Origin of the sequence: Acidovorax sp. WCS2018Noco2-16, assembly GCF_031843945.1 — a bacterium.
Classification (GTDB): domain Bacteria; phylum Pseudomonadota; class Gammaproteobacteria; order Burkholderiales; family Burkholderiaceae_C; genus Paracidovorax.
Genome location: NZ_JAVTJJ010000015.1, coordinates 17689 through 39304 on the forward strand (window position 1 = coordinate 17689; position 21616 = coordinate 39304).

Sequence of the window (21616 nt, forward strand, 5' to 3'; positions counted from 1 at the left end):
CGGCCGTGTTCACAGCCGCCGCCATACCATCTCATTCGCGTCGTTCTATCAGCCGGTTGACTCGCAGCGCCAGCAGCGTGCAGATGGCGCCAGACATCAAGTAGATGCTGACGGCCACCAGCCCGAACTTGGCCGACAGGCCGAGCGCAATCAGCGGAGCAAACGCCGCACCGAACAGCCAGGCCATGTCAGCCGACAAAGCCGCGCCGGTGTAGCGATAGCCTGGCGAGAAGTTGGCCGTGACCGTGCCGGAGGCCTGGCCGTACGACAGGCCCAGCAAAATGAAGCCGGCAATGATGAAGATGTTGTTGCCCGCAGTGCCGCCATTGAGCAGCAGCGGCGTCAGCAGACTGAACACACCGATGAGCACCGCCATCACGCCCAGCGTGTTGCGCCGGCCGAACCGGTCGGCCAGCCACCCTGACAGCATCACCGCGCCGGCGGCACAGAAGGCGCCGAAGATTTGCACGCCCAGCACGTGGGTGATGGACTGCTCGGAGTACATCGAGATCCACGACAGCGGAAACACCGTCACCACATGGAACAGCGCGAAGCTGGCCAGTGCGGCAAAGGCGCCCAACACTACGTTGCGACCCTCATCACGCATCAGGCGCGTCACGCTGACGGGCTCCAACTCACGTTGCTGCATCAGGTCAGCGTACGACTGGCCCACCACCAACCGCAGACGCGCAAAGAGTGCCACCACGTTGATGGCGAAGGCGACGAAGAATGGATAGCGCCAGCCCCACTCCAGGAACTCCGCCACGCTCAGACTGCTGTAGAGGTAAGCAAACAGACCGGCCGCCAGGGCGAAGCCGATGGGGGCGCCCAACTGCCCGACCATGGCGTACCAGCCGCGGCGCTCCTTAGGCGCCGACATGGCCAGCAGGGATGGCAGGCCATCCCAGGTGCCGCCCAGCGCCAGACCCTGACTGATCCGCAGCAGCACCAGCGCGACAATGGCTGCACTGCCGATGGAGTTGTAACCGGGCAGAAACGCCATGCCTGCCGTGCTGGCGCCCAGCAAAAAGAGCGACACCGTCAGCTTGGTGCCGCGGCCCCAGCGGCGTTGTATGGCCATGGAGATGGCAGTGCCTACGGGCCGCGCGACGAACGCCACAGAAAAGATGGCAAAAGCCATCAACGTGCCTTCCAGCCGCGAAAGGTAAGGGAACAGAAATGACGGGAACACCAGTACACAGGCGAGCCCGAAGACGAAAAAGTCGAAATATTCGGACGACCGCCCGATGATCACCCCGACGGCGATCTCGCTGGGCGTGACGTCTTCATGGGTATCCGCACGAGAGAGTGATCCCGAATCATTGAATTCCCCTGCCGGCAAGGCGGCAGTTGCTGCGAGTCCACTCATGAAATCCTCCTGTTCATTCTGACTAGTAGGTTCTACCCCCAACACCCCGCGCTCACAAGGCGACTTTTCCTCACAAGCCGGTGGGAGTTACCCTACGCACTCGCCAAGCTGGCAGTCGCGGAATGTGATTCGGCTGGCTTTTGAGCCGGATTTTTTCCTAGCGAGTGATTGACCGTGGACAAAATGTCCAATCGACAAAACTGCTGCGCGTATTACATTCCGAGTCATCAAGTAACCGCGTTTTTACCTAATTGCGCCCTCATTGCGTCCTCAGCATGTATCAATTCAAGGAAATCCGCAGGCCCGCGTGGCTTGCAGCGGCCCTTCTGACAGCCACCCTGGCTGGCTGTCAGAAGGCCGTGGTGCTCAACCCGGCGGGCGATGTGGCCGCGCAGCAGGGCCAGTTGGTCGTGACCGCGACCTTGTTGATGCTCATCATCATCGTTCCGGTGATCTTCCTGATCTGCCTGTTTGCGTGGAAATACCGCCACACCAACACGGAAGCCGAGTACGACCCGGACTGGCACCACTCCACCACGCTGGAACTGGTCATCTGGACGGTGCCGCTGCTGATCATCATCGCCTTGGGAGCTGTGACCTGGATCGGCACCCACAAGCTCGACCCGTACCGTCCGCTCGACCGGGTGGATGCGAGCCGTCCGCTGGCACCCAACGTCAAGCCCCTCGAAGTGCAAGTAGTCGCGATGGACTGGAAATGGCTGTTCTTCTACCCGGAGCAAGGCATCGCCACGGTGAACGAACTCGCCGCGCCGGTCGATCGCCCTATCCTCTTCAAGCTGACGTCCACGTCCACGATGAATTCGTTCTACGTGCCTGACCTGGCCGGCATGATCTACGCCATGCCCGGCATGCAGACCGAGCTGAATGCCATCATCAACAAAGAGGGCGTGTACCACGGCCTGGCTTCGCACTACAGCGGCGCTGGGTTTTCGGGCATGACGTTCAAGTTTCGCGGCCTGAACGATGGCGACTTCAACCAGTGGGTGGCTCAGGCCAAGGCCGCCGGCAAGCCGCTGAGCCGCACCGCTTACCAGGCGCTGTCCAAGCCCAGCGAGCGCAACCCGGTCGAGTACTTCGCCAGCGTGGAAGAGGGCCTGTACGACAAGGTGCTCAACCGCTGCGTGGAAGACGGCAAGATGTGCATGCACCACATGATGGCCATCGATGAGGCCGGTGGCGCGGCCTACCTGAAGGCTGCCGGCCTGAATCTGCCGCAAGACGTCTGCACGGTCGACAACGCCGCCCAGGTGATCGCATCGCTGGGCCAGCCGCTGGCTGGCAACCCCCGCACCAACGCCGCTTCCCCACAATAAATCCGAAGGGCTGACACCTGTGCGAACAGGCTGAGCCCGCATCAAAGAGACTCGATATGTCTGAACAAACCGCCGCTGTGTCCCATTGGGCCTTAGGCCGGCTCAGCTGGGACTCTGTCCCGATGGCGCACGAGCCCATCGTGCTGTGGACCTTCATAGCCGTGGTGCTGGGTGGCCTTGTCATGGTCGCCGGCATCACCAAATTCCGTCTGTGGGGCCCGTTGTGGCGCGACTGGATCTGCAGCATCGACCATAAAAAAATCGGGATCATGTACATGATCCTGGGCTTGGTCATGCTGATGCGCGGCTTTGCCGACGCGGTCATGATGCGGCTGCAGCAGGCGATGGCCTTCGGTGACAACCTGGGCTACCTGCCACCGCACCACTACGACCAGATCTTCACCGCCCACGGCGTGATCATGATCTTTTTCGTAGCGATGCCGCTGGTGACCGGATTGATGAACTATCTGGTGCCGCTGCAGATCGGCGCGCGCGACGTGTCGTTCCCGTTCCTGAACAACTTCAGCTTCTGGATGACCACCGCCGGCGCCATTCTGGTGATGGTGTCGCTGTTCCTTGGCGAGTTTTCCACCTCTGGCTGGCTGGCGCTGTCCAATCTGGGGGCGCAGAACCCGGGCGTGGGACTGGACTACTACATCTGGGCGCTGCAGATCGCGGGGGTGGGCACGACGCTGTCGGGCATTAACCTGATCGTGACCATCGTCAAGATGCGCGCGCCCGGCATGAACCTGATGAAGATGCCCATCTTCACCTGGACCGCGCTGTGCACCAACGCCCTGATCGTGGCCTCTTTCCCAGTGCTGACGGCCGCACTCGTGCTGATGTCGCTCGACCGCTACATCGGCACCAACTTCTTCACGAACGACCTGGGCGGCAACGCCATGCTGTACGTGAACCTGATCTGGATCTGGGGCCATCCTGAGGTCTACATCCTGATCCTGCCCTGCTTCGGCATCTTCTCCGAAGTGGTGGCCACGTTCTGCCGCAAGCGGCTGTTCGGCTATACGTCGATGGTCTACGCCACGGTGGTGATCACCATTCTTTCGTACCTGGTGTGGTTGCACCACTTCTTCACCATGGGCTCCGGCGCCAGCGTGAATACGTTCTTCGGCATCACGACCATGATCATCTCGATCCCGACGGGCGCGAAGATCTTCAATTGGCTGTTCACCATGTACAAGGGCCGTATCCGGTTCGAGTTGCCCATGATGTGGACCGTGGCGTTCATGATCACGTTTGCCATCGGCGGCATGACGGGCGTGCTGCTGGCGGTGCCGCCAGCCGACTTCGTGCTCCACAACAGCCTGTTCCTGATCGCCCACTTCCACAACGTGATCATCGGCGGCGTGTTGTTCGGCCTGTTCGCCGGCATCAACTACTGGTACCCCAAGGCCTTCGGCTACAAGCTGGACCGCACCTGGGGCGTGCGCTCCTTCTGGCTGTGGGTGATCGGCTTCTGGGTCGCCTTCGGTCCGCTGTACGTGTTGGGCCTGATGGGCGTGACCCGTCGCGCCAACCACTTCGAAGACGCTTCGCTGCAGCCCTACTTCGTGGTGGCCGCCATCGGCGCGGCGATGATCGCTGCAGGGATCGGCTGCTTCCTGATGCAACTGGTCGTCAGCTACCTGAAGCGCGAAGAGCTGCGCGACGAAACGGGCGACCCATGGGACGCACGGACGCTGGAATGGGCGACCTCTTCGCCCCCGCCAGACTACAACTTCGCGTTCACGCCGGTGGTGCATGAAATCGACGCTTGGTGGGACATGAAGAAGCACGGCTACAAGCGTCCGCTGGCAGGCTTCCAGCCCATCCACATGCCTGCCAATACCGGCTCCGGTGCCGTGATCTCCGCACTGTCGCTGGTGCTGGGCTTTGCCCTGATCTGGCACATGTGGCTGCTGGCCGGCCTGTCGTTCGCGGCAGTGGTGCTGGTGGCGATCATCCATACCTTCAACTACAAGCGTGACTTCTACATCCCTGCCGATCAAGTCGCCACGACCGAAGAAGCCCGCACACTCCAACTCGCACGCCATGTCTGATATCCGTCTCCAAGCCGGCGCTGCTGCCGGCGCCCTGGCTCCACGCGAATACCATCCCGTGCACGAGCCCCATCCAGAAAACGGCACTGCGCTGGGCTTCTGGCTCTACCTGATGAGCGACTGCCTCATCTTTGCAGCCCTCTTCGCCACCTACGGCGTGCTGGGTCGCAGCTATGCGGCAGGCCCTACCGGCGCCGAGTTGTTTGACCTGAAGCTGGTGGCCATCAACACGGCCTTCCTGCTGGCCTCGTCCATCACCTTCGGCTTCGCCATGCTGCGCAAGCAGAAGAACGATGTGAAGGGCACGCTGGTATGGCTGGCAGTCACGGGCCTCTTCGGCCTGTGCTTTCTGGCGCTCGAAATCTATGAGTTCCACCATCTGATCGAACAGGGCGCAGGCCCGCAGCGCAGCGCTTTCCTGTCTGCCTTCTTCACGCTCGTGGGCACCCACGGCCTGCACGTCACGTTCGGCCTGATCTGGCTGGTGGTGCTGATGATCCAGATCGGCAAACACGGCCTGATCCCCGAGAACAACCGCCGACTGATGTGCCTGTCGATGTTCTGGCACTTCTTGGACGTGGTGTGGATCGGCGTCTTCACCTTTGTGTACCTGATGGGAGTGCTGTAAATGAGCGCGCAACACGCAACCCACGCCGCCGCTGGCGACACCCACCACCACGATGCGAACGAGCCGCACAGCACCTTCTCGGGCTACATGACCGGGTTTGTGCTGTCGATCATCCTGACGGCCATTCCGTTCTGGCTGGTCATGGCCAAGGTCATCGCCGATCGCAACACTGCCATCCTGGTGCTGGGGGGCTTCGCTGTGGTGCAGATCCTTGTGCACATGGTGTGCTTCCTGCATATGAACGGCAAGGTCGAGGGCGGATGGACCATGCTATCCACCATCTTCACCGTGGTGTTCGTGGCCATCGCCATTGCCGGCACGCTGTGGGTGATGTTCCACATGAACGCGAACATGATGCCGGACCACGCCATGCCCGGCTCGCCACCCGCCCAGTCCGCTCCGGCGGCCGTCACGCCTTGACAGGCGACGCGGCCTCCAGCGCCGGCCCGAGCGGCCGGCGCTCATCCTTGACCAAAGCGATGCTCATCCTGGTGGGCATCGCTTTGTTTTTGGGGTTTATCGCCCTCGGCAGCTGGCAGGTGCAACGGCGCGCCTGGAAGCTCGATCTGATCGAGCGGGTCGACCAGCGGGTGCATTCGGCTCCCGTTGCGCTGCCGCCGGTGGCCGACTGGCCCCGCGTAGATGCCGCCGGCTACGAATACCTGCCGGTCAGTGCCTCAGGCCGCTGGTTGAGCGACAAGACCGTGCTGACCCAGGCGGTGACTGAGCTCGGCGCAGGGTTTTGGGTGATGACGCCACTGCAGCAACAGGACGGCACGCAGGTGCTGGTCAATCGCGGCTACATTCCGTCCGACCAGCGCGCGCAATGGCAGTCTGGCCCGGCCAATCAGACCACTGCGGCAGAGGCGACTGTGCAGGGCCTGCTGCGCATCAGCGAGCCCGTCGGTGGCTTCCTGCGCCGCAACGACCCCGCAGCGCAGCGCTGGCATTCCCGCGATGTCGCGGCCATTGCCTCCGCACAAGGCTTGCGCAACGCCGCACCATTCTTCATCGACGCCGGCCTGCCCGGCGCTCAGACTGCGGCCGCCACCAACGCGTGGCCACGCGCCGGCATGACGGTGATCCGCTTTGCCAACAGCCACTTGGTCTACGCCCTTACCTGGTTCGGGCTGGCATTGATGACGGTGATCGCCTGGGTGTACGTGGCACGATACGAGCGTCGTTCGCGCGCCGCATCCGCCGCATCCACCTTCCATGACACCACCTCCTCCTGAACCTTCTGCCACGCCCGCGCCGGTGCCCTCCGTGCGCAAGGCGCAGGCCGCCAACACCGCGGCCGGCCTCAAGAATCTTCACCAGCTGATTCAACTGCGCTGGCTGGCGGTGATCGGCCAGGTGTTCACCATCGAGGTTGCGTACTACACACTGGCGCTGGCCGTGCCGGTGGGCGAGATGCTGATGGTCGTCGGCTGCCTGGCGGTCTTCAACGGGGTGAGCCTCCTCCGCTGGCGCACGGGCCACCGCGTGCAGCATGTCGAGCTGTTCCTGGCGCTGCTGATCGACGTGGCCGTGCTCACGGTCCAGCTGTATCTGAGCGGCGGCACCGGCAACCCGTTCGTCTTCCTGTACCTGTTGCAGATCGCGCTGGGCGCCGTGCTGCTGCGCGGCGGCTACATCTGGTCGATCGTGCTGATCGCCGCGCTGTGCTTCACCGCCCTGTCGCGCCACCACCTGCCGCTGCCGGCCGTGCCCGACCTGCACCAGGGCGCGCCCAGCCTGTACACGCAAGGACTGCTGGTGTGCTTTCTGCTCAACGCCATTTTGGTGGTGATCTTCATCACCCGCATCGGCCGCAACCTGCGCCAGCGCGACGCCCGCCTGGCATCGGCCCGCCAGCGCGCCGCCGAAGAAGAGCACATCGTACGCATGGGCCTGCTGGCTTCTGGCGCCGCGCATGAACTGGGCACGCCGCTGTCCACGCTCGCGGTGATCCTGGGAGACTGGAAGCACGACCCGCTGCTGGCCGCCCACCCCGGCCTGCAAGGCGAGGTGGCCGAGATGCAGGCGCAGGTCAAACGCTGCAAGAGCATCGTCAGCGGCATCTTGCTGTCGGCCGGCGAAACGCGGGGCGAAGAGTCCGCCCAGACCACCGTGTGCCAGTTCGCCGACCGGCTGGCGCACGACTGGCAAGCGACCCGATCGGTGACGGAATTCCGCTACGCCAACCGCTTCGGCGCCGACGCCGCGATGGTGGCCGACACCACGCTGGAGCAAATGGTTTTCAATGTGCTGGACAATGCCCGGGACGCATCGCCCGACTTGGTCGATCTGCTCATCGACCGCTTCGCAGACTCCTTGCGCATCACCGTCACCGATGCCGGACCGGGGTTCGATTCCGCCATCCTGGCCCGCATGGGCAAGCCGTACCAGTCCACCAAGGGGCGTCCGGGTGGCGGCCTGGGCCTGTTCCTGGCGATGACCGTAGCGCGCACCCTGGGCGGTAGCCTGGTGGCCCGCAACCGGCCAGAAGGCGGCGCCGAAGTCGTCATCCAATTGCCACTGGCAGCCATTGCGCTGCCGGAACCTGGAGCCCCGCATCACCATGGACCCCACTGACCGCCTGCTGCTCATTGTCGAAGACGACGACGCCTTCGCGCGCACGCTCGCGCGCTCGTTCGAGCGGCGCGGCTATCGCGTGCTACAGGCCGACAGCTTAGCCGCGCTGGACGATGTGCTGGCGCACCACCGGCCCGGCTATGCCGTGGTGGACCTCAAGCTCAAGGGCGAGGCCTCGGGCCTGGCCTGCGTGCAAAAGCTGCATGCGCTCGACGAAGACATGCTCATCGTCGTGCTGACCGGCTTCGCCAGCATCGCCACCGCGGTGGAGGCCGTGAAGCTGGGCGCCTGCCACTACCTGGCCAAGCCGTCTAACACCGACGACATCGAGGCGGCCTTCAGCCTGTCGGAAGGCAACACCGACGTCGAGCTCACCAACCGTTCCAGCTCGATCAAGACGCTGGAGTGGGAACGCATCCACGAGGTGCTGGCGGAAACCGACTTCAATATCTCGGAAGCCGCCCGCCGCCTGGGCATGCATCGGCGCACGCTGACGCGCAAGCTGGAAAAGCGCCAGGTCAGCTGACAGCAGAAATTCAAGGTCAAATTGGTCTCTAGCGCTTATCCATCAAGCGCTAGTAGCTATTAACTTAATAGCACAACCCATTACAGTCGCTCGCCACGCGCATTCTTGAATCGGTTCAAAGTCGCTTCGGAATAGAACTGCTTTCCGACGGTTCTGGACCGAAATCACTTACAGGCTCGGCTTTGTCCAAGCCCCACTGCGCCCAGTCATCACCAAACAGTTCCGCCGGATGCTGTGTTCGCTCTGAACCGTTTCCGCATTGCAGCGAATCTGCCGGGCAGTATCTGTCGCAGCCCCAGCAATTGCGCTCGGGGTGGGCGGGGTGAAGGGGGAATTTCTTGGTAGCCACGGCGGAACCTGCAGACATGTCAAATCGCTTGCCGTAACCGGCGCGAACCTGCGGGCTCGCCCATTGTGCGGAGCGCCGCTGCGCTCGATGTTGCGCTGAGTCAAACGCGCAACGACCAAGGCGCCGCCATTCCCAATTAACCATCAAATCGGGGTGTATCGCTTGCCTCCAAAGCGCTAGCAGCTATTAAATCCATAGCACACAAGACGCAAAAAAGCCCGCCGAAGCGGGCTCTCTGCCACTGGCCGATCAGGCCGCAGAGGCGGCTTCAGTCTGCGCCTTGGCCTTGTCTGCGTACTCTTCGATCTTGTCGAAGTTCAGGTACTGATAGATCGACGCGCCGTCCTTGTTCACCACACCCATGGCCTCGTGGTATTCGGCCACGGTCGGGATCTTGCCCAGCTTGGACGCGATGGCGGCCAGCTCAGCCGAGCCCAGGAACACGTTGGTGTTCTTGCCCAGGCGGTTGGGGAAGTTGCGGGTGGAGGTGGAGATCACCGTCGCGCCTTCGCGCACCTGCGCCTGGTTGCCCATGCACAGCGAGCAGCCCGGCATTTCGGTGCGCGCGCCAGCTGTGCCGAAGGCCGCGTAATGGCCTTCCTTGATCAGCTCGCTCTCGTCCATCTTGGTGGGCGGTGCCACCCACAGCTTGACGGGAATGTCGCGCTGTCCGCCCAGCAGCTTGGCAGCTGCGCGGAAGTGGCCGATGTTGGTCATGCACGAGCCGATGAAGGCTTCGTCGATCTTGGTGCCCGACACTTCGGACATGAACTTGGCGTCGTCCGGATCGTTCGGGCAGCAGACGATGGGCTCCTTGATGTCGGCCAGATCGATCTCGATCACCGCGGCGTACTCGGCGTCCTTGTCGGCTTCCAGCAGGTTGGGGTTGGCCAGCCAGGCTTCGACCTTTTCGATACGACGTGCCAGCGTGCGGGCATCGGCATAGCCGTCGGCGATCATGTTCTTCATCAGCACGACGTTGCTGGTGAGGTATTCCTTGATCGGCTCGGGGTTCAGCTTGATCGTGCAACCAGCTGCAGAACGCTCGGCCGATGCGTCGGACAGCTCGAATGCTTGCTCGACCTTCAGGTTGGGCAGGCCTTCGATTTCCAGCACGCGGCCGGAGAACGCGTTGATCTTGCCGGCCTTGGCCACCGTCAGCAGGCCTTGCTTGATGGCGTACAGCGGAATCGCGTGCACCAGGTCGCGCAGCGTCACGCCGGGCTGCATTTCGCCCTTGAAGCGCACCAGGATGGATTCAGGCATGTCCAGCGGCATCACGCCCGTGGCGGCACCGAAGGCCACCAGGCCGGAGCCGGCGGGGAACGAAATACCGATCGGGAAACGCGTATGCGAGTCGCCGCCGGTGCCGACCGTGTCAGGCAACAGCAGACGGTTGAGCCAGCTGTGGATCACGCCGTCGCCAGGGCGCAGCGCGACGCCGCCGCGATTGCTGATGAAGGCGGGCAGTTCGCGGTGTGTCTTCACGTCCACCGGCTTGGGGTAGGCCGCGGTGTGGCAGAACGACTGCATGACCATGTCGGCGGAAAAGCCCAGGCAGGCCAGATCCTTCAGCTCATCGCGGGTCATCGGGCCCGTGGTGTCTTGCGAGCCCACGGTGGTCATCCGGGGTTCGCAGTAGGTACCGGGGCGCACGCCCTGGCCTTCGGGCAGGCCGACGGCGCGGCCGACCATCTTCTGCGCCAACGTGAAGCCGGCCTGGGTGGCGACGGGCACCTGCGGCAGGCGGAACACGGTGGAGGCTGGAAGGCCCAGGAACTCGCGCGCCTTGGCGGTCAGCGAACGGCCGATGATCAGGTTGATGCGGCCGCCGGCGCGCACTTCGTCGAACAGCACGTCGCTCTTGAGCTGGAACTCGACCAAGGTCTCGCCGTCGCGCACGATTTTGCCGTCGTAGGGCAGCACGTCGATCACGTCGCCCATCTCGAGCTTGCTCACATCGACTTCGATGGGCAGCGAGCCCGAATCTTCTTGCGTGTTGAAGAAGATGGGAGCGATCTTGCCGCCCAGCGTGACGCCGCCAAAGCGCTTGTTCGGCACGAACGGAATGTCAGCGCCCGTGGCCCAGATCACGCTGTTGGTAGCCGACTTGCGGCTGGAGCCCGTGCCCACCACGTCGCCCACGTAGGCCACGAGATGGCCTTTTTTCTTCAAGTCGTCGATGAACTGCATCGGGCCGCGCTTGCCGTCTTCTTCCGGCTTGAACGCAGCGTCGGCACGCGTGTTCTTCAGCATGGCCAGGTAGTGCAGCGGAATGTCGGGGCGGCTCCACGCATCGGGCGCGGGCGACAGGTCGTCGGTGTTGGTTTCACCGGGCACCTTGAACACGGTGACGGTGATCTTCTTTTCGACTTCAGGGCGGGTGGTGAACCACTCGGCATCGGCCCAGCTCTTCATCACTTCCTGGGCCTTGGCGTTGCCAGCCTTGGCCTTTTCGGCCACGTCGTTGAAGAAGTCGAACATCAAGAGCGTCTTCTTCAGGCCTTCGGCCGCCACGCCGGCCACCTCGGCATCGTCGAGCAACTCGATCAGCGGATGCACGTTGTAGCCACCCACCATGGTGCCGAGCAGCTGGGTAGCCTTGGCCTTGGAGATCAGTCCCACGGAGAGGTCGCCATGCGCCACGGCGGCCAGGAAGCTGGCCTTGACCTTGGCCGCGTCGTCCACGCCCGGTGGCACACGGTGGGTCAGCAAGTCGATGAGGAAAGCCTCTTCCCCGGCCGGCGGGTTCTTGATCAGCTCGATGAGCTCGGCCACTTGCTTGGCTTCGAGCGGCAGCGGCGGAATGCCCAGTGCAGCGCGTTCAGCTACATGGTCGCGATAGGCTTTCAACATTTTCTTCTCCGGTGGGTTCTACGTTTCTAAAGTGGGGTGGCTTGGGCGCCTGACAAGCATCGGGCGACCTTCAGCGCGGATTCGTCTTTTCTGTGGTGCTCTTCAAACCGGACGGATCAGCGCTCGACTCACTTGCTGGCGGCAGCAGGCAGTGGGTCCAGCACGCTCGGCTGCGGATTGGTCTTGAGGCCTTCGGCCACCAACAGCTGCTCGGGGCTCATGCACTCGTCGGCCAAGCGCTGGCCTGCCTTCTGGTTCATCAGCATCGACTTGTTGGCGATCTGAAGCCAGACCGCGCCGCCATGCTGATCTTCCAGGCGCACGGCACCCGTGCTGGTCGCCACGGGAGTCATGCGGTACTTGAAGCCCTTGCCTTCGAGGTTGAACCGACCGGGCGATGCAGGGTCGCGCTCGATGCTGACGAAGGCACCCAGTTCACAGGCGATGCGGCCGGTGTGCACGCGCTCGGCGATCGACAGCTCTGCTGGCGACAGCGCTTCTTCGGCCGCAATGAAGCCTGACGCCACCTGCCCCGTGGCGCTCTTGAGCTGGGTGCGGCTGCTGGTCGCCTTGGCCTTGGCCTTGGCCGCAGCGGCCTTGTCTGCAGCGGACTTGGTGGTTTTGGCTACAGGGGCCTTCTTGGCGGATGCGTCTGCCGGCTTGGCCGCGGCCTTGGCGGCAGGCTTGGCCGTGGTTTTGGCGGGCGCAGGCTTGGCGGCGTCAGTCGTTTGCGCCAGCGCCAGCGCGGGGGCCAGCAGCATCAACGCGGAAGCGATCAAGGACTTCATGGGGTGACTCCAACTCGGGGGGAAAGCAGTATGTAAACAAACCTGCTGGGAACAATCAAAGGGCCGGGATATCGGCTTGGGGAAACCAGGCCTGCGCCGTCTCGGGCAGCGCTCGGCCAGTTTGGTAAGCACGCGCCAGCACCTGCCAAAAGTAGCGGTAGCTCGCGCGATCGTGCAAAACGCCGTCCACGCTGACGGGAGCCCAGTCAGCATGAACAGCGGCAGAAATGATCCGGGCCGCCTGGGCGATCTCATCGCCAGCGGGGGCAAAGGCCGCCAGAATGGGCCGGATCTGACCGGGGTGAATGCTCCACATCCGGGTGAAACCAAATTCTCGCGCGGCCTTGCTGGCGGCGGCTTGCAGTGCCACCGCGTCGCTGAACTCGGTCACGACGCAATGGGACGGCACCTTGCCGTGGGCGTGGCAGGCCGAGGCAATCTCCAGCTTGGCGCGCACGACCAGCGGGTGCTCAAACTGGCCCGCCGCGCTCATGCCCGCAGCTGGAATGGCCCCACCATGGGCAGAGACGAAATCCATCAGCCCGAAGCTCAGGCTTTGCACGCGCGGGTGCGCCGCGATCTCGAAGGCGCGCTGCACCGCAGCCGGAGACTCGATCAGCACGTGCAGCGGCACATGACCGGCACCCGCTACCTGCAACGCGCGCTCGGCCTGCAGCACGTCGTCCACCGACTCCACCTTGGGAATCATGACGTGGCACAGACGGTGGCCGGCCTCGCCTGCAATGGTGGCCACATCGTTGGCAAAGGCCGGGTGGTCCACCGTGTGCACCCGTGCAGCCACGCGCGCCGCCGGGGCCGCGTCACGCGCCAGCGCTGCCACCAGGCTGGCGTGTTCACGCTCTTGACCTACCGGGGCACCGTCTTCGCAATCGAGCGTCACATCGAACACGCAGTGGCCATACTCGGCCGTGAGTTCGGCTTGCAGTGACAGGCTCTTGCGCATGCGCCCCTCGACACCGCTGTAATGATCGCAGACCGGCAAATGCATGGCACTCGCCTGGGCGCCCAGCAGAACCTGCGCTGGGTGAGCGAAGGAAGCGGGCTCGCTCATGCGGAAAGCTGCGCAACGATGAAGAGACGCGGAAAGGCCAGCAGCCGACTGCCATCCGCACGCACGGCATAGGCGGCGTCAACACGTCGCTCGTACTCGGTCAGGAAAGCGGAGCGCAATGGCTCGGGCAGCGGATCGACGAAAGGCTTGAGCCCGGTCGAACGCACCCAGTCGACAATCGCTGACGCAGATGGCATGACGTGCTGATACACCGTGTGCCACACATCCACCTGCGCGGCTTCGGTCGCCAGCAAGTCGTAGTAGCCATCAATGTCCAGCAGCTGGGTGCGTACCGCGTCGGGGTTGCCTATGGCCTTGACCCACGGGCCATCGGCGGCCACCTCACGCATCAGGCGATGGGTGGGTTCCCGGCGGTTGTCCGGCATCTGGATTGCCAGCACGCCGCCAGGGGCCAGACTGCGCAGCAGCCTTGGAATCAGTTGTTCATGCCCTGCCACCCATTGCAGGGAGGCATTGGCGTAAATGAGGTCGGGTGCGGCGCCAGGCGCCGGCTCCCAGCGGGCGATATCACCCGCGACGAAAGCCACGCCAGGCAGGCGCTCACGCGCAGTGGCCAGCATGGCATCGGAATTGTCCAGGCCGGTAATTTGCGCCTGAGGAAAGCGCTGCACCAGCAGCTCGGTGGAATTGCCCGGGCCGCAACCGAGATCCACCACACGGGTGGGCGCAGGATGCGGAACGCGCGCCAGCAGCTCTTGCGCCGGGCGCGTGCGCTCGTCTTCGAAACGGCGATAAAGCGCAGGATTCCAGTCGAGCACGCGCGACCCCCGGTGCTTACAGCAGGTGCTTGACGCCGTCTTGCTCGCCTTGCAGCTCAGCCAGCGTCTTGTTGATGCGCTCTTGCGAGAACGCGTCGATCTCCAAGCCTTCGACGATCTTGTACTCGCCGTTTTCGCAGGTAACCGGGAAGCCGAACATCGTGTCCTTGGGAATGCCGTACTGGCCGTCCGATGGAATGCCCATGGTGACCCATTTGCCGTTGGTGCCCAGAGCCCAGTCGCGCATGTGATCGATGGCGGCGTTGGCAGCCGATGCAGCCGACGAGGAGCCGCGTGCTTCAATAATGGCCGCGCCACGCTTGCCCACTGTGGGCAAGAAGGTGTCGGCGTTCCATTCTTGGTCGTTGATCATCTTGGCGACGCTTTCGCCGTTGATGGTGGCGAAACGGTAGTCAGCGTACATCGTGGGCGAGTGGTTGCCCCAGACGGTGAGCTTTTCGATGTCAGCCACGGCCTTGCCGGTCTTGGCAGCAATCTGGCTGGCAGCGCGGTTGTGGTCCAGGCGCAGCATGGCTGTGAAGTTCTTGCGTGGCAGGTCAGGCGCGGACTTCATGGCGATGTAGGCGTTGGTGTTGGCAGGGTTGCCGACGACCAGCACTTTCACGTTGCGCGAGGCCACGGCGTTCAGGGCCTTGCCTTGTGCGGTGAAGATGGCGCCGTTGACGGCCAGCAGCTCGGCGCGCTCCATGCCGGGGCCACGTGGGCGCGAACCGACCAGCAGCGCATAGTCGGCGTCCTTGAAGGCGGTCATTGGGTCGCTGTGGGCTTCCATGCCAACCAGCAGCGGGAATGCGCAGTCGTCCAGTTCCATCATCACGCCCTTGAGCGCCTTCTGGGGGCCTTCAACCGGGACTTCGAGCAGTTGCAGGATGACAGGCTGGTCTTTGCCGAGCATTTCGCCGGATGCGATACGGAACAACAGGGCGTAACCGATTTGGCCGGCTGCACCAGTAACGGCAACGCGGACGGGCTTCTTGCTCATGTGAAAACTCCAAAAAAGAATGAAGAAACAGGTGTCGGTGCAAGATGCACCAGCGCCAGTCACCAGCGGCCCGTGCACTGCAAAACAGCCTCGGAGTGTACTGCTGAATCAAGCGCAGGGTCAATTTGTCTTATGTCTTATATAAGATATGATTGCGGTTTGCCTGACTTGGCAACCCGCGCCACGGCGCCAAGCCTGCGCCACCCCCCCCATGTCCTCCACGCCCTTTGCCGCCTCCGACAGCGCAGCCCTGCCTCCGGGCGGCGCTGCAGGGCCGACGCCTGCCTTCAGCCCGCTGTATCAGCAGATCAAAGGACTTATCCTCCACAGCCTGCAGCACGGTGAATGGAAGCCCGGCGAGGCCATTCCCAGCGAGATGGAGCTGGCTGCGCGCTTTCGGGTCAGCCAGGGCACGGTGCGCAAGGCCATCGACGAGCTGGCAGCAGAAAACTTAGTGACCCGCAGACAGGGCAAAGGCACCTTCGTCGCAACGCATGCCGAACGGCATGTGCAGTACCGCTTCCTGAAACTGCAACCTGACGCAGGCGATGCCAATGACGAAGGCCCGGCGCAGCGCGCCGTGCTGGAATGCCGCCGCATGCGGGCGAGCGCCGATGTAGCGCGATCGCTCATGCTTCGCACTGGCGACCCAGTCATTTTGGCGCGGCGCATTCTGGCGTTCAGCGGCGAGCCGACCATCCTGGAAGACATCTGGTTGCCAGGCCATGCGTTCAAAGGCCTGACGGCTGAACGTCTTGCCGATTACCAGGGCCCCACCTATGCCATGTTCGAGATCGACTTTGGAGTGCGCATGGTGCGCGCCGAAGAAAAGATTCGAGCCGTGCTGCCGGATGCCGCCCAGGCGCTGGCTTTGAATGTCAGCGAGCAGGCTCCGCTGCTCAGCGTTGAGCGACTGGCCTACACCTACAACGATGTTCCGATGGAGTTACGGCATGGTCTGTACCGCACGGACACTCATCATTACCGCAACGATCTCAACTGATTCCCATGGTCTCTTGGCACAACCTATTACCTAAAGCCCGTTGAAACCGAAAATACGCAGTGTCCGCACCCCCCTGGTTGTTGCATTGCAATAGAATTTTGGGTTGTTTGCCCGTGCAATTACAACGCAGTTACATCCACGAAAGCCCCCGCCATGACCGAGCTAGCCAAGAAACGGCCTGAATTTCGCAATATCAACGCCATCACGGACCTGCCTACCTATCGCCTGCCGCCTGCAGGATGGGTGTCGATCCTGCACCGCATCAGCGGTGTGATCATGTTGGCACTGCTGCCCTTCGTGCTGTGGATGTTCGACACCTCTGTGTCTTCAGAGATCTCTTTCGGCAAGTTCACCTCCGCCTTCACGGCAGGGCTGGGCTTCATCCCCGGCTGGTTCATCAAGCTCGTGGTGCTCGCATTGATCTGGTCTTACCTGCACCACTTCACGGCAGGCCTGCGCCACCTCTGGATGGATGTGAGCCACGATGCCGTGAGCAAGGAATTCGGTCAGAAGTCGGCCAAGGCCACCCTCGTGATCAGCATCGCCCTCACCCTGGTTCTCGGCGCCAAGCTGTTCGGCTTGTACTGACCGGCCAACTCACCCCTGTTCCCCACCACATAAATCCAAGGTCTCCCCATGTCCGTGAACTATGGTTCCAAGCGCACCGTCGTCGGTGCCCACTATGGCCTGCGCGACTGGCTCAGCCAGCGCGTCACTGCGGTCCTGATGGCCGTCTTCACCATTGTCGTGCTGGCACAGCTGGTGCTCACCAAGGGCCCTATCGGCTATGACCGCTGGGCATCGATCTTTTCGGCGCAGTGGATGAAGGTGCTCACTTTCTCGGTCGTCATCGCCATCGCCTGGCATGCCTGGGTCGGCATGCGCGACGTGCTGATGGACTATGTCAAGCCTGTCGGCCTGCGTCTGGCGCTGCAGGCGGCAACGATCTTCTGGCTCATCGGCTGCGCAGGCTGGGGCATTCAGATCCTCTGGCGCCTTTGATCCGATTTCCCCGCGACTGAAAGACAACCAACAATGAGCTATACCAAAGCGAATATCACCACCCGCAAGTTCGACGTCGTCATCGTCGGCGCGGGCGGCTCCGGCATGCGTGCCGCGCTGGAACTGTCCCGCGCGGGCCTGAACGTGGCCTCGCTCTCCAAGGTCTTCCCTACTCGCTCGCACACCGTGGCAGCGCAGGGCGGCGTGTCGGCATCGCTCGGCAACATGTCTGAGGACAACTGGCACTACCACTTTTACGACACCATCAAGGGCTCCGACTGGCTGGGCGACCAGGACGCCATCGAGTTCATGTGCCGCGAAGCACCCAAAGTGGTGTATGAGCTGGAACACTTTGGCATGCCGTTCGACCGCAACCCTGACGGCACGATCTACCAGCGCCCATTCGGCGGCCACACCGCCAACTACGGCGAAAAGCCGGTGCAGCGCGCGTGCGCAGCGGCCGACCGTACTGGCCATGCGATGCTGCACACGCTGTACCAGCAGAACGTCAAGGCCAAGACCAACTTCTTCGTCGAATGGATGGCGCTGGACCTGATCCGCGACGCTTCGGGCGACGTGGTCGGCGTGATGGCACTGGAGCTGGAAACCGGCGAGCTGTATGCACTGCAAGCCAAGGCCGTACTGTTGGCCACCGGGGGCGCCGGCCGCATTTTTGCGGCGTCCACCAATGCCTTCATCAACACCGGCGATGGCTTGGGCATGGCGGCACGCGCCGGCATTCCGCTGCAGGACATGGAGTTCTGGCAATTCCACCCCACCGGCGTGGCCGGTGCGGGCGTGCTGCTGACTGAGGGCTGCCGCGGCGAAGGCGCCATTTTGCTCAACAGCAATGGCGAACGCTTCATGGAGCGCTACGCGCCCACCTTGAAGGATCTGGCGCCGCGCGATTTCGTCTCGCGCTCGATGGACCAGGAAATCAAGGAAGGCCGTGGCTGTGGTCCCAACAAGGACTACGTGATGCTCAAGCTCGACCACCTGGGCGCAGACACCATCCACAAGCGCCTGCCTTCGGTGTACGAGATCGGCGTTAACTTCGCCAACGTGGACATCACCAAGGAACCGATTCCTGTCGTGCCCACCATCCACTACCAGATGGGCGGCATCCCGACCAACATCAACGGTCAGGTCGTCATCCAGAACGGCGACGTGAACAACCAGGTCGTGAACGGCCTCTATGCCGTGGGCGAATGCTCCTGCGTGTCGGTGCACGGCGCCAACCGCCTGGGCACCAACTCGCTGCTCGACCTTCTGGTGTTCGGCAAGTCGGCCGGCCGCCACATCGTCGATCTGGTCAAGAACAGCGGCGAGCACAAGCCGCTGCCGGCCGATGGCGCTGACCGCACGCTGACGCGTCTGAATCAACTGCAGGAGTCGAATCAGGGCACGTACGCACAGAACGTGGCCAACGACATCCGCGCATCAATGCAGCAGCACGCCGGCGTGTTCCGCACGCAAGACAGCATGAACGAAGGCGTTGTCAAGATCAACGGCATCCGTGAGCAAGTGGGATCCATCACGCTCAAGGACAAGTCCAAAGTCTGGAACACCGCGCGTATGGAAGCGCTGGAAGTCGACAACCTCATCGAAGTGGCGCAAGCCACGATGACGTCTGCCGCAGCCCGCAAGGAATGCCGCGGCGCCCACACCGTGTACGACTACGAGCAGCCCGCCGACCACGCCGAATTCCCGCTGGGCCGCAACGACAAGGAATGGATGAAGCACACGCTGTGGCACAGCGCTGACAACAGCCTCACCTACAAGCCAGTCAACCTCAAGCCCTTGACGGTGGACAGCGTGCCTCCCAAGGTTCGCACGTTCTGATCCCCGCAGCCTCACGAGAGAACACCCCATGAAGCGCATTTTCCAAATCTATCGCTACGATCCGGACAAGGACGCCAAGCCCTACATGCAGACCATCGAGATCGAACTCGACGGCCACGAACGCATGCTGCTGGACGCCCTGGTCAAGCTCAAGGAACAAGACCCGTCGATCTCGTTCCGCCGCTCCTGCCGCGAAGGCGTGTGCGGCTCCGACGCGATGAACATCAACGGCAAGAACGGTCTGGCGTGCCTGACCAACATGAACACGCTCAAGGGCACCATCGTGCTCAAGCCGCTGCCGGGCCTGCCCGTGATCCGCGACATGATCGTGGACATGACGCAGTTCTTCAAACAGTACAACTCGATCAAGCCGTACCTGATCACGGAAAGCATCACGCCTGAGAAAGAGCGCCTGCAGTCCCCTGAAGAGCGCGACGAGCTCAACGGCCTGTACGAGTGCATTCTGTGCGCCAGCTGCTCGACCAGCTGCCCCAGCTTCTGGTGGAATCCCGACAAGTTCGTGGGCCCCGCCGGTTTGCTGCAAGCCTACCGTTTCATCGCCGACAGCCGCGACGAAGCCACGGGCGAGCGCCTGGACAACCTGGAAGATCCGTACCGCCTCTTCCGTTGCCACACCATCATGAACTGCGTGGACGTGTGCCCCAAGGGTCTGAACCCCACGAAGGCCATCGGCAAGATCAAGGAACTGATGGTGCGTCGCGCCATCTGATGGCTTGACGATGTCCGAAGCATTGCTCGACGAACGCGAGGCAGCGAAGCTCCAATGGCGCTGCCGCCGCGGTCTGGTGGAGAACGACCTGTTCATCGAACAGTTCTTCGCCACCTACGGCTCGCGCCTGACTGCCAGCCAGGCGCAAGGTCTCACGACCTTGATGGATCTACCCGACAACGACCTGCTGGACCTGCTGCTTCGGCGCAAGGAACTCACGGGCGATATCGACACGCCGACCATCAAGGAAGTGCTTGAACAGCTGCGCCCTCGGGTGGCGGCACCCCCTCCTGCGCTTGCGGGCTAACAACAGAAGGAAATTGAAATGAAACTGGCAGACAACAAGGCAACGCTATCGTTCAGCAACGGCAGCCCCAGCGTGGATCTTCCCGTGTACCAGGGCAGCATCGGCCCCGACGTGGTGGACATCCGCAAGCTGTACGCGCAGACGGGCATGTTCACGTACGACCCCGGTTTCCTTTCGACGGCGGCATGCCAGTCGTCCATCACGTACATCGATGGCGACAAGGGCGAATTGCTTTACCGCGGCTACCCCATCGAGCAACTGGCGACGCAGTGCGACTTCATGGAAACTTGCTACCTGTTGCTGAACGGCGAGTTGCCGAACGACGCCCAGAAGACTGACTTCAACAACCGCGTGACCAACCACACCATGGTCAACGAGCAGATGCAGTTCTTCCTGCGTGGGTTCCGCCGCGACGCTCACCCGATGGCCGTTCTGACCGGTCTGGTGGGCGCACTGTCGGCCTTCTATCACGACAGCACGGACATCAACAATCCGCAGCATCGCGAGATCTCGGCCATCCGCCTGATCGCCAAGATGCCTACGCTGGTCGCCATGGCCTACAAGTACGGCGTGGGCCAGCCGTACATGTACCCGCAGAACCACCTGAGCTACTCGGGCAACTTCCTGCGCATGATGTTTGGCACGCCGTGCGAAGAGTACAAGGTCAACCCCGTGCTCGAACGCGCGCTCGACCGCATCTTCATCCTGCACGCAGACCACGAACAGAACGCGTCCACCTCCACGGTGCGCCTGTGCGGCTCTTCGGGCACGAACCCGTTTGCCGCCATCGCCGCGGGCGTGGCCTGCCTCTGGGGCCCCGCACACGGTGGCGCCAACGAAGCCGCCTTGAACATGCTGCATGACATCCAGGCCCAGGGCGGCGTGGAAAAGATCGGCGAGTTCATCAAGCAGGTCAAGGACAAGAACTCCGGTGTCAAACTGATGGGCTTCGGTCACCGCGTGTACAAGAACTACGACCCGCGCGCCAAGCTCATGCAAGAGACTTGCAATGAAGTGCTGGCCGAACTGGGCCTGGAAAAAGACCCGCTGTTCGCCCTGGCCAAGGAGCTGGAAAAGATCGCCCTGGAAGACGACTACTTCGTGCAGCGCAAGCTCTACCCGAACGTGGACTTCTACTCCGGCATCGTGCAACGCGCCATCGGCATTCCAGTGAACCTGTTCACCGGCGTGTTCGCGCTGGCCCGCACCGTCGGCTGGATCGCCCAGCTAAACGAAATGATCGGCGACCCCGAGTACAAGATCGGCCGTCCGCGCCAGCTGTTCGTGGGCGCCGAGCGCCGCGACGTCAAGCCTATCGGCACGCGCTGATTGGTTTTTGCGCAGGCCGGCCGGCCTGCTGCAGCGACTCAGACCTCAGCCCGCTGGCAGCA

At 62.9% G+C, this 21616-nt stretch carries 21 protein-coding genes; 14 read left to right on the forward strand and 7 right to left on the reverse strand.

The annotated features are described in order from the left end of the window. Positions 1-31: 31 nt before the first annotated feature. Positions 32-1369: an MFS transporter gene (locus RQI28_RS18980; RefSeq protein ID WP_311224222.1), complete on the reverse strand. Its 1338-nt coding sequence runs from the start codon at positions 1367-1369 to the stop codon at positions 32-34. A 275-nt stretch (positions 1370-1644) separates the two neighbouring features. Between RQI28_RS18980 and cyoA the strand changes: the two genes are divergently transcribed. From cyoA to RQI28_RS19015, 7 genes are read left to right on the forward strand one after another with little or no spacing between them, the layout of a single operon-like run. After that, positions 1645-2703, forward strand: a complete 1059-nt coding sequence (cyoA, locus tag RQI28_RS18985) for a ubiquinol oxidase subunit II (protein WP_311224221.1) — start codon at positions 1645-1647, stop codon at positions 2701-2703. A 56-nt stretch (positions 2704-2759) separates the two neighbouring features. Next, complete coding sequence (gene cyoB, locus RQI28_RS18990; protein WP_311224220.1) at positions 2760-4763, forward strand: cytochrome o ubiquinol oxidase subunit I; 2004 nt, start codon at positions 2760-2762, stop codon at positions 4761-4763. Beyond that, positions 4756-5391: a cytochrome o ubiquinol oxidase subunit III gene (gene cyoC / locus RQI28_RS18995; RefSeq protein ID WP_311224219.1), complete on the forward strand. Its 636-nt coding sequence runs from the start codon at positions 4756-4758 to the stop codon at positions 5389-5391. Before cyoB ends, cyoC begins: the two co-directional genes overlap by 8 nt. Next, positions 5392-5811 (forward strand): cytochrome o ubiquinol oxidase subunit IV, encoded by a 420-nt coding sequence (cyoD, locus tag RQI28_RS19000; RefSeq protein WP_311224218.1) that lies wholly within the window; start codon positions 5392-5394, stop codon positions 5809-5811. It abuts the gene before it with no gap. 59 nt (positions 5812-5870) lie between these two features. Then, the gene (locus RQI28_RS19005; RefSeq protein WP_311224241.1) at positions 5871-6626 is read left to right on the forward strand and encodes an SURF1 family protein; all 756 of its coding nucleotides are present in this window, start codon (positions 5871-5873) and stop codon (positions 6624-6626) included. Continuing rightward, positions 6607-7968 (forward strand): ATP-binding protein, encoded by a 1362-nt coding sequence (locus RQI28_RS19010; RefSeq protein ID WP_311224217.1) that lies wholly within the window; start codon positions 6607-6609, stop codon positions 7966-7968. The genes RQI28_RS19005 and RQI28_RS19010 overlap by 20 nt, the downstream gene beginning before the upstream one ends. Beyond that, entirely contained in the window at positions 7955-8494 is a 540-nt protein-coding gene (locus RQI28_RS19015) for a response regulator transcription factor (RefSeq protein ID WP_311224216.1), read from the forward strand. Before RQI28_RS19010 ends, RQI28_RS19015 begins: the two co-directional genes overlap by 14 nt. A 115-nt stretch (positions 8495-8609) precedes the next feature. On the opposite strand, the gene RQI28_RS19020 is transcribed toward RQI28_RS19015, so the two are convergent. From RQI28_RS19020 to RQI28_RS19045, 6 genes are all read right to left on the reverse strand, one after another. Then, entirely contained in the window at positions 8610-8861 is a 252-nt protein-coding gene (locus tag RQI28_RS19020) for a DUF3079 domain-containing protein (protein ID WP_311224215.1), read from the reverse strand. Between the two features lie 231 nt (positions 8862-9092). Further along, positions 9093-11699, reverse strand: a complete 2607-nt coding sequence (gene acnB / locus RQI28_RS19025) for a bifunctional aconitate hydratase 2/2-methylisocitrate dehydratase (RefSeq protein WP_311224214.1) — start codon at positions 11697-11699, stop codon at positions 9093-9095. Between the two features lie 128 nt (positions 11700-11827). Beyond that, complete coding sequence (locus RQI28_RS19030) at positions 11828-12487, reverse strand: hypothetical protein (protein WP_311224213.1); 660 nt, start codon at positions 12485-12487, stop codon at positions 11828-11830. A gap of 55 nt (positions 12488-12542) precedes the next feature. Further along, the gene (locus tag RQI28_RS19035) at positions 12543-13559 is read right to left on the reverse strand and encodes an aldolase/citrate lyase family protein (RefSeq protein WP_311224212.1); all 1017 of its coding nucleotides are present in this window, start codon (positions 13557-13559) and stop codon (positions 12543-12545) included. Next, a complete protein-coding gene (gene tam, locus RQI28_RS19040; protein WP_311224211.1) occupies positions 13556-14338 on the reverse strand; it encodes a trans-aconitate 2-methyltransferase in 783 nt (260 codons plus the stop codon). Before tam ends, RQI28_RS19035 begins: the two co-directional genes overlap by 4 nt. 16 nt (positions 14339-14354) lie before the next feature. Next, a complete protein-coding gene (locus tag RQI28_RS19045) occupies positions 14355-15341 on the reverse strand; it encodes a malate dehydrogenase (protein WP_311224210.1) in 987 nt (328 codons plus the stop codon). 211 nt (positions 15342-15552) lie between these two features. On the opposite strand from RQI28_RS19045, the gene RQI28_RS19050 reads away from it, so the two are divergent. The 7 genes from RQI28_RS19050 to RQI28_RS19080 all read left to right on the forward strand — a co-directional run bounded on the left by RQI28_RS19050 (position 15553) and on the right by RQI28_RS19080 (position 21554). Then, positions 15553-16344: a GntR family transcriptional regulator gene (locus RQI28_RS19050; protein WP_311224209.1), complete on the forward strand. Its 792-nt coding sequence runs from the start codon at positions 15553-15555 to the stop codon at positions 16342-16344. 153 nt (positions 16345-16497) lie between these two features. Further along, positions 16498-16932 (forward strand): succinate dehydrogenase, cytochrome b556 subunit, encoded by a 435-nt coding sequence (gene sdhC, locus RQI28_RS19055; protein WP_311224208.1) that lies wholly within the window; start codon positions 16498-16500, stop codon positions 16930-16932. A gap of 48 nt (positions 16933-16980) precedes the next feature. Continuing rightward, positions 16981-17346 carry a succinate dehydrogenase, hydrophobic membrane anchor protein gene (gene sdhD, locus RQI28_RS19060; protein ID WP_311224207.1) on the forward strand — a complete coding sequence of 122 codons (366 nt, stop codon included), beginning with the start codon at positions 16981-16983 and terminating at the stop codon, positions 17344-17346. A gap of 33 nt (positions 17347-17379) precedes the next feature. Next, a complete protein-coding gene (gene sdhA / locus RQI28_RS19065) occupies positions 17380-19188 on the forward strand; it encodes a succinate dehydrogenase flavoprotein subunit (RefSeq protein ID WP_311224206.1) in 1809 nt (602 codons plus the stop codon). A 28-nt stretch (positions 19189-19216) separates the two neighbouring features. After that, positions 19217-19918, forward strand: coding sequence for a succinate dehydrogenase iron-sulfur subunit (locus RQI28_RS19070; protein ID WP_311224205.1), 702 nt, complete (start codon positions 19217-19219; stop codon positions 19916-19918). Positions 19919-19928: 10 nt separating this feature from the next. Continuing rightward, positions 19929-20225 (forward strand): succinate dehydrogenase assembly factor 2, encoded by a 297-nt coding sequence (locus tag RQI28_RS19075; protein WP_311224204.1) that lies wholly within the window; start codon positions 19929-19931, stop codon positions 20223-20225. An 18-nt stretch (positions 20226-20243) separates the two neighbouring features. Further along, the gene (locus RQI28_RS19080; RefSeq protein WP_311224203.1) at positions 20244-21554 is read left to right on the forward strand and encodes a citrate synthase; all 1311 of its coding nucleotides are present in this window, start codon (positions 20244-20246) and stop codon (positions 21552-21554) included. Positions 21555-21616: the final 62 nt, after the last annotated feature.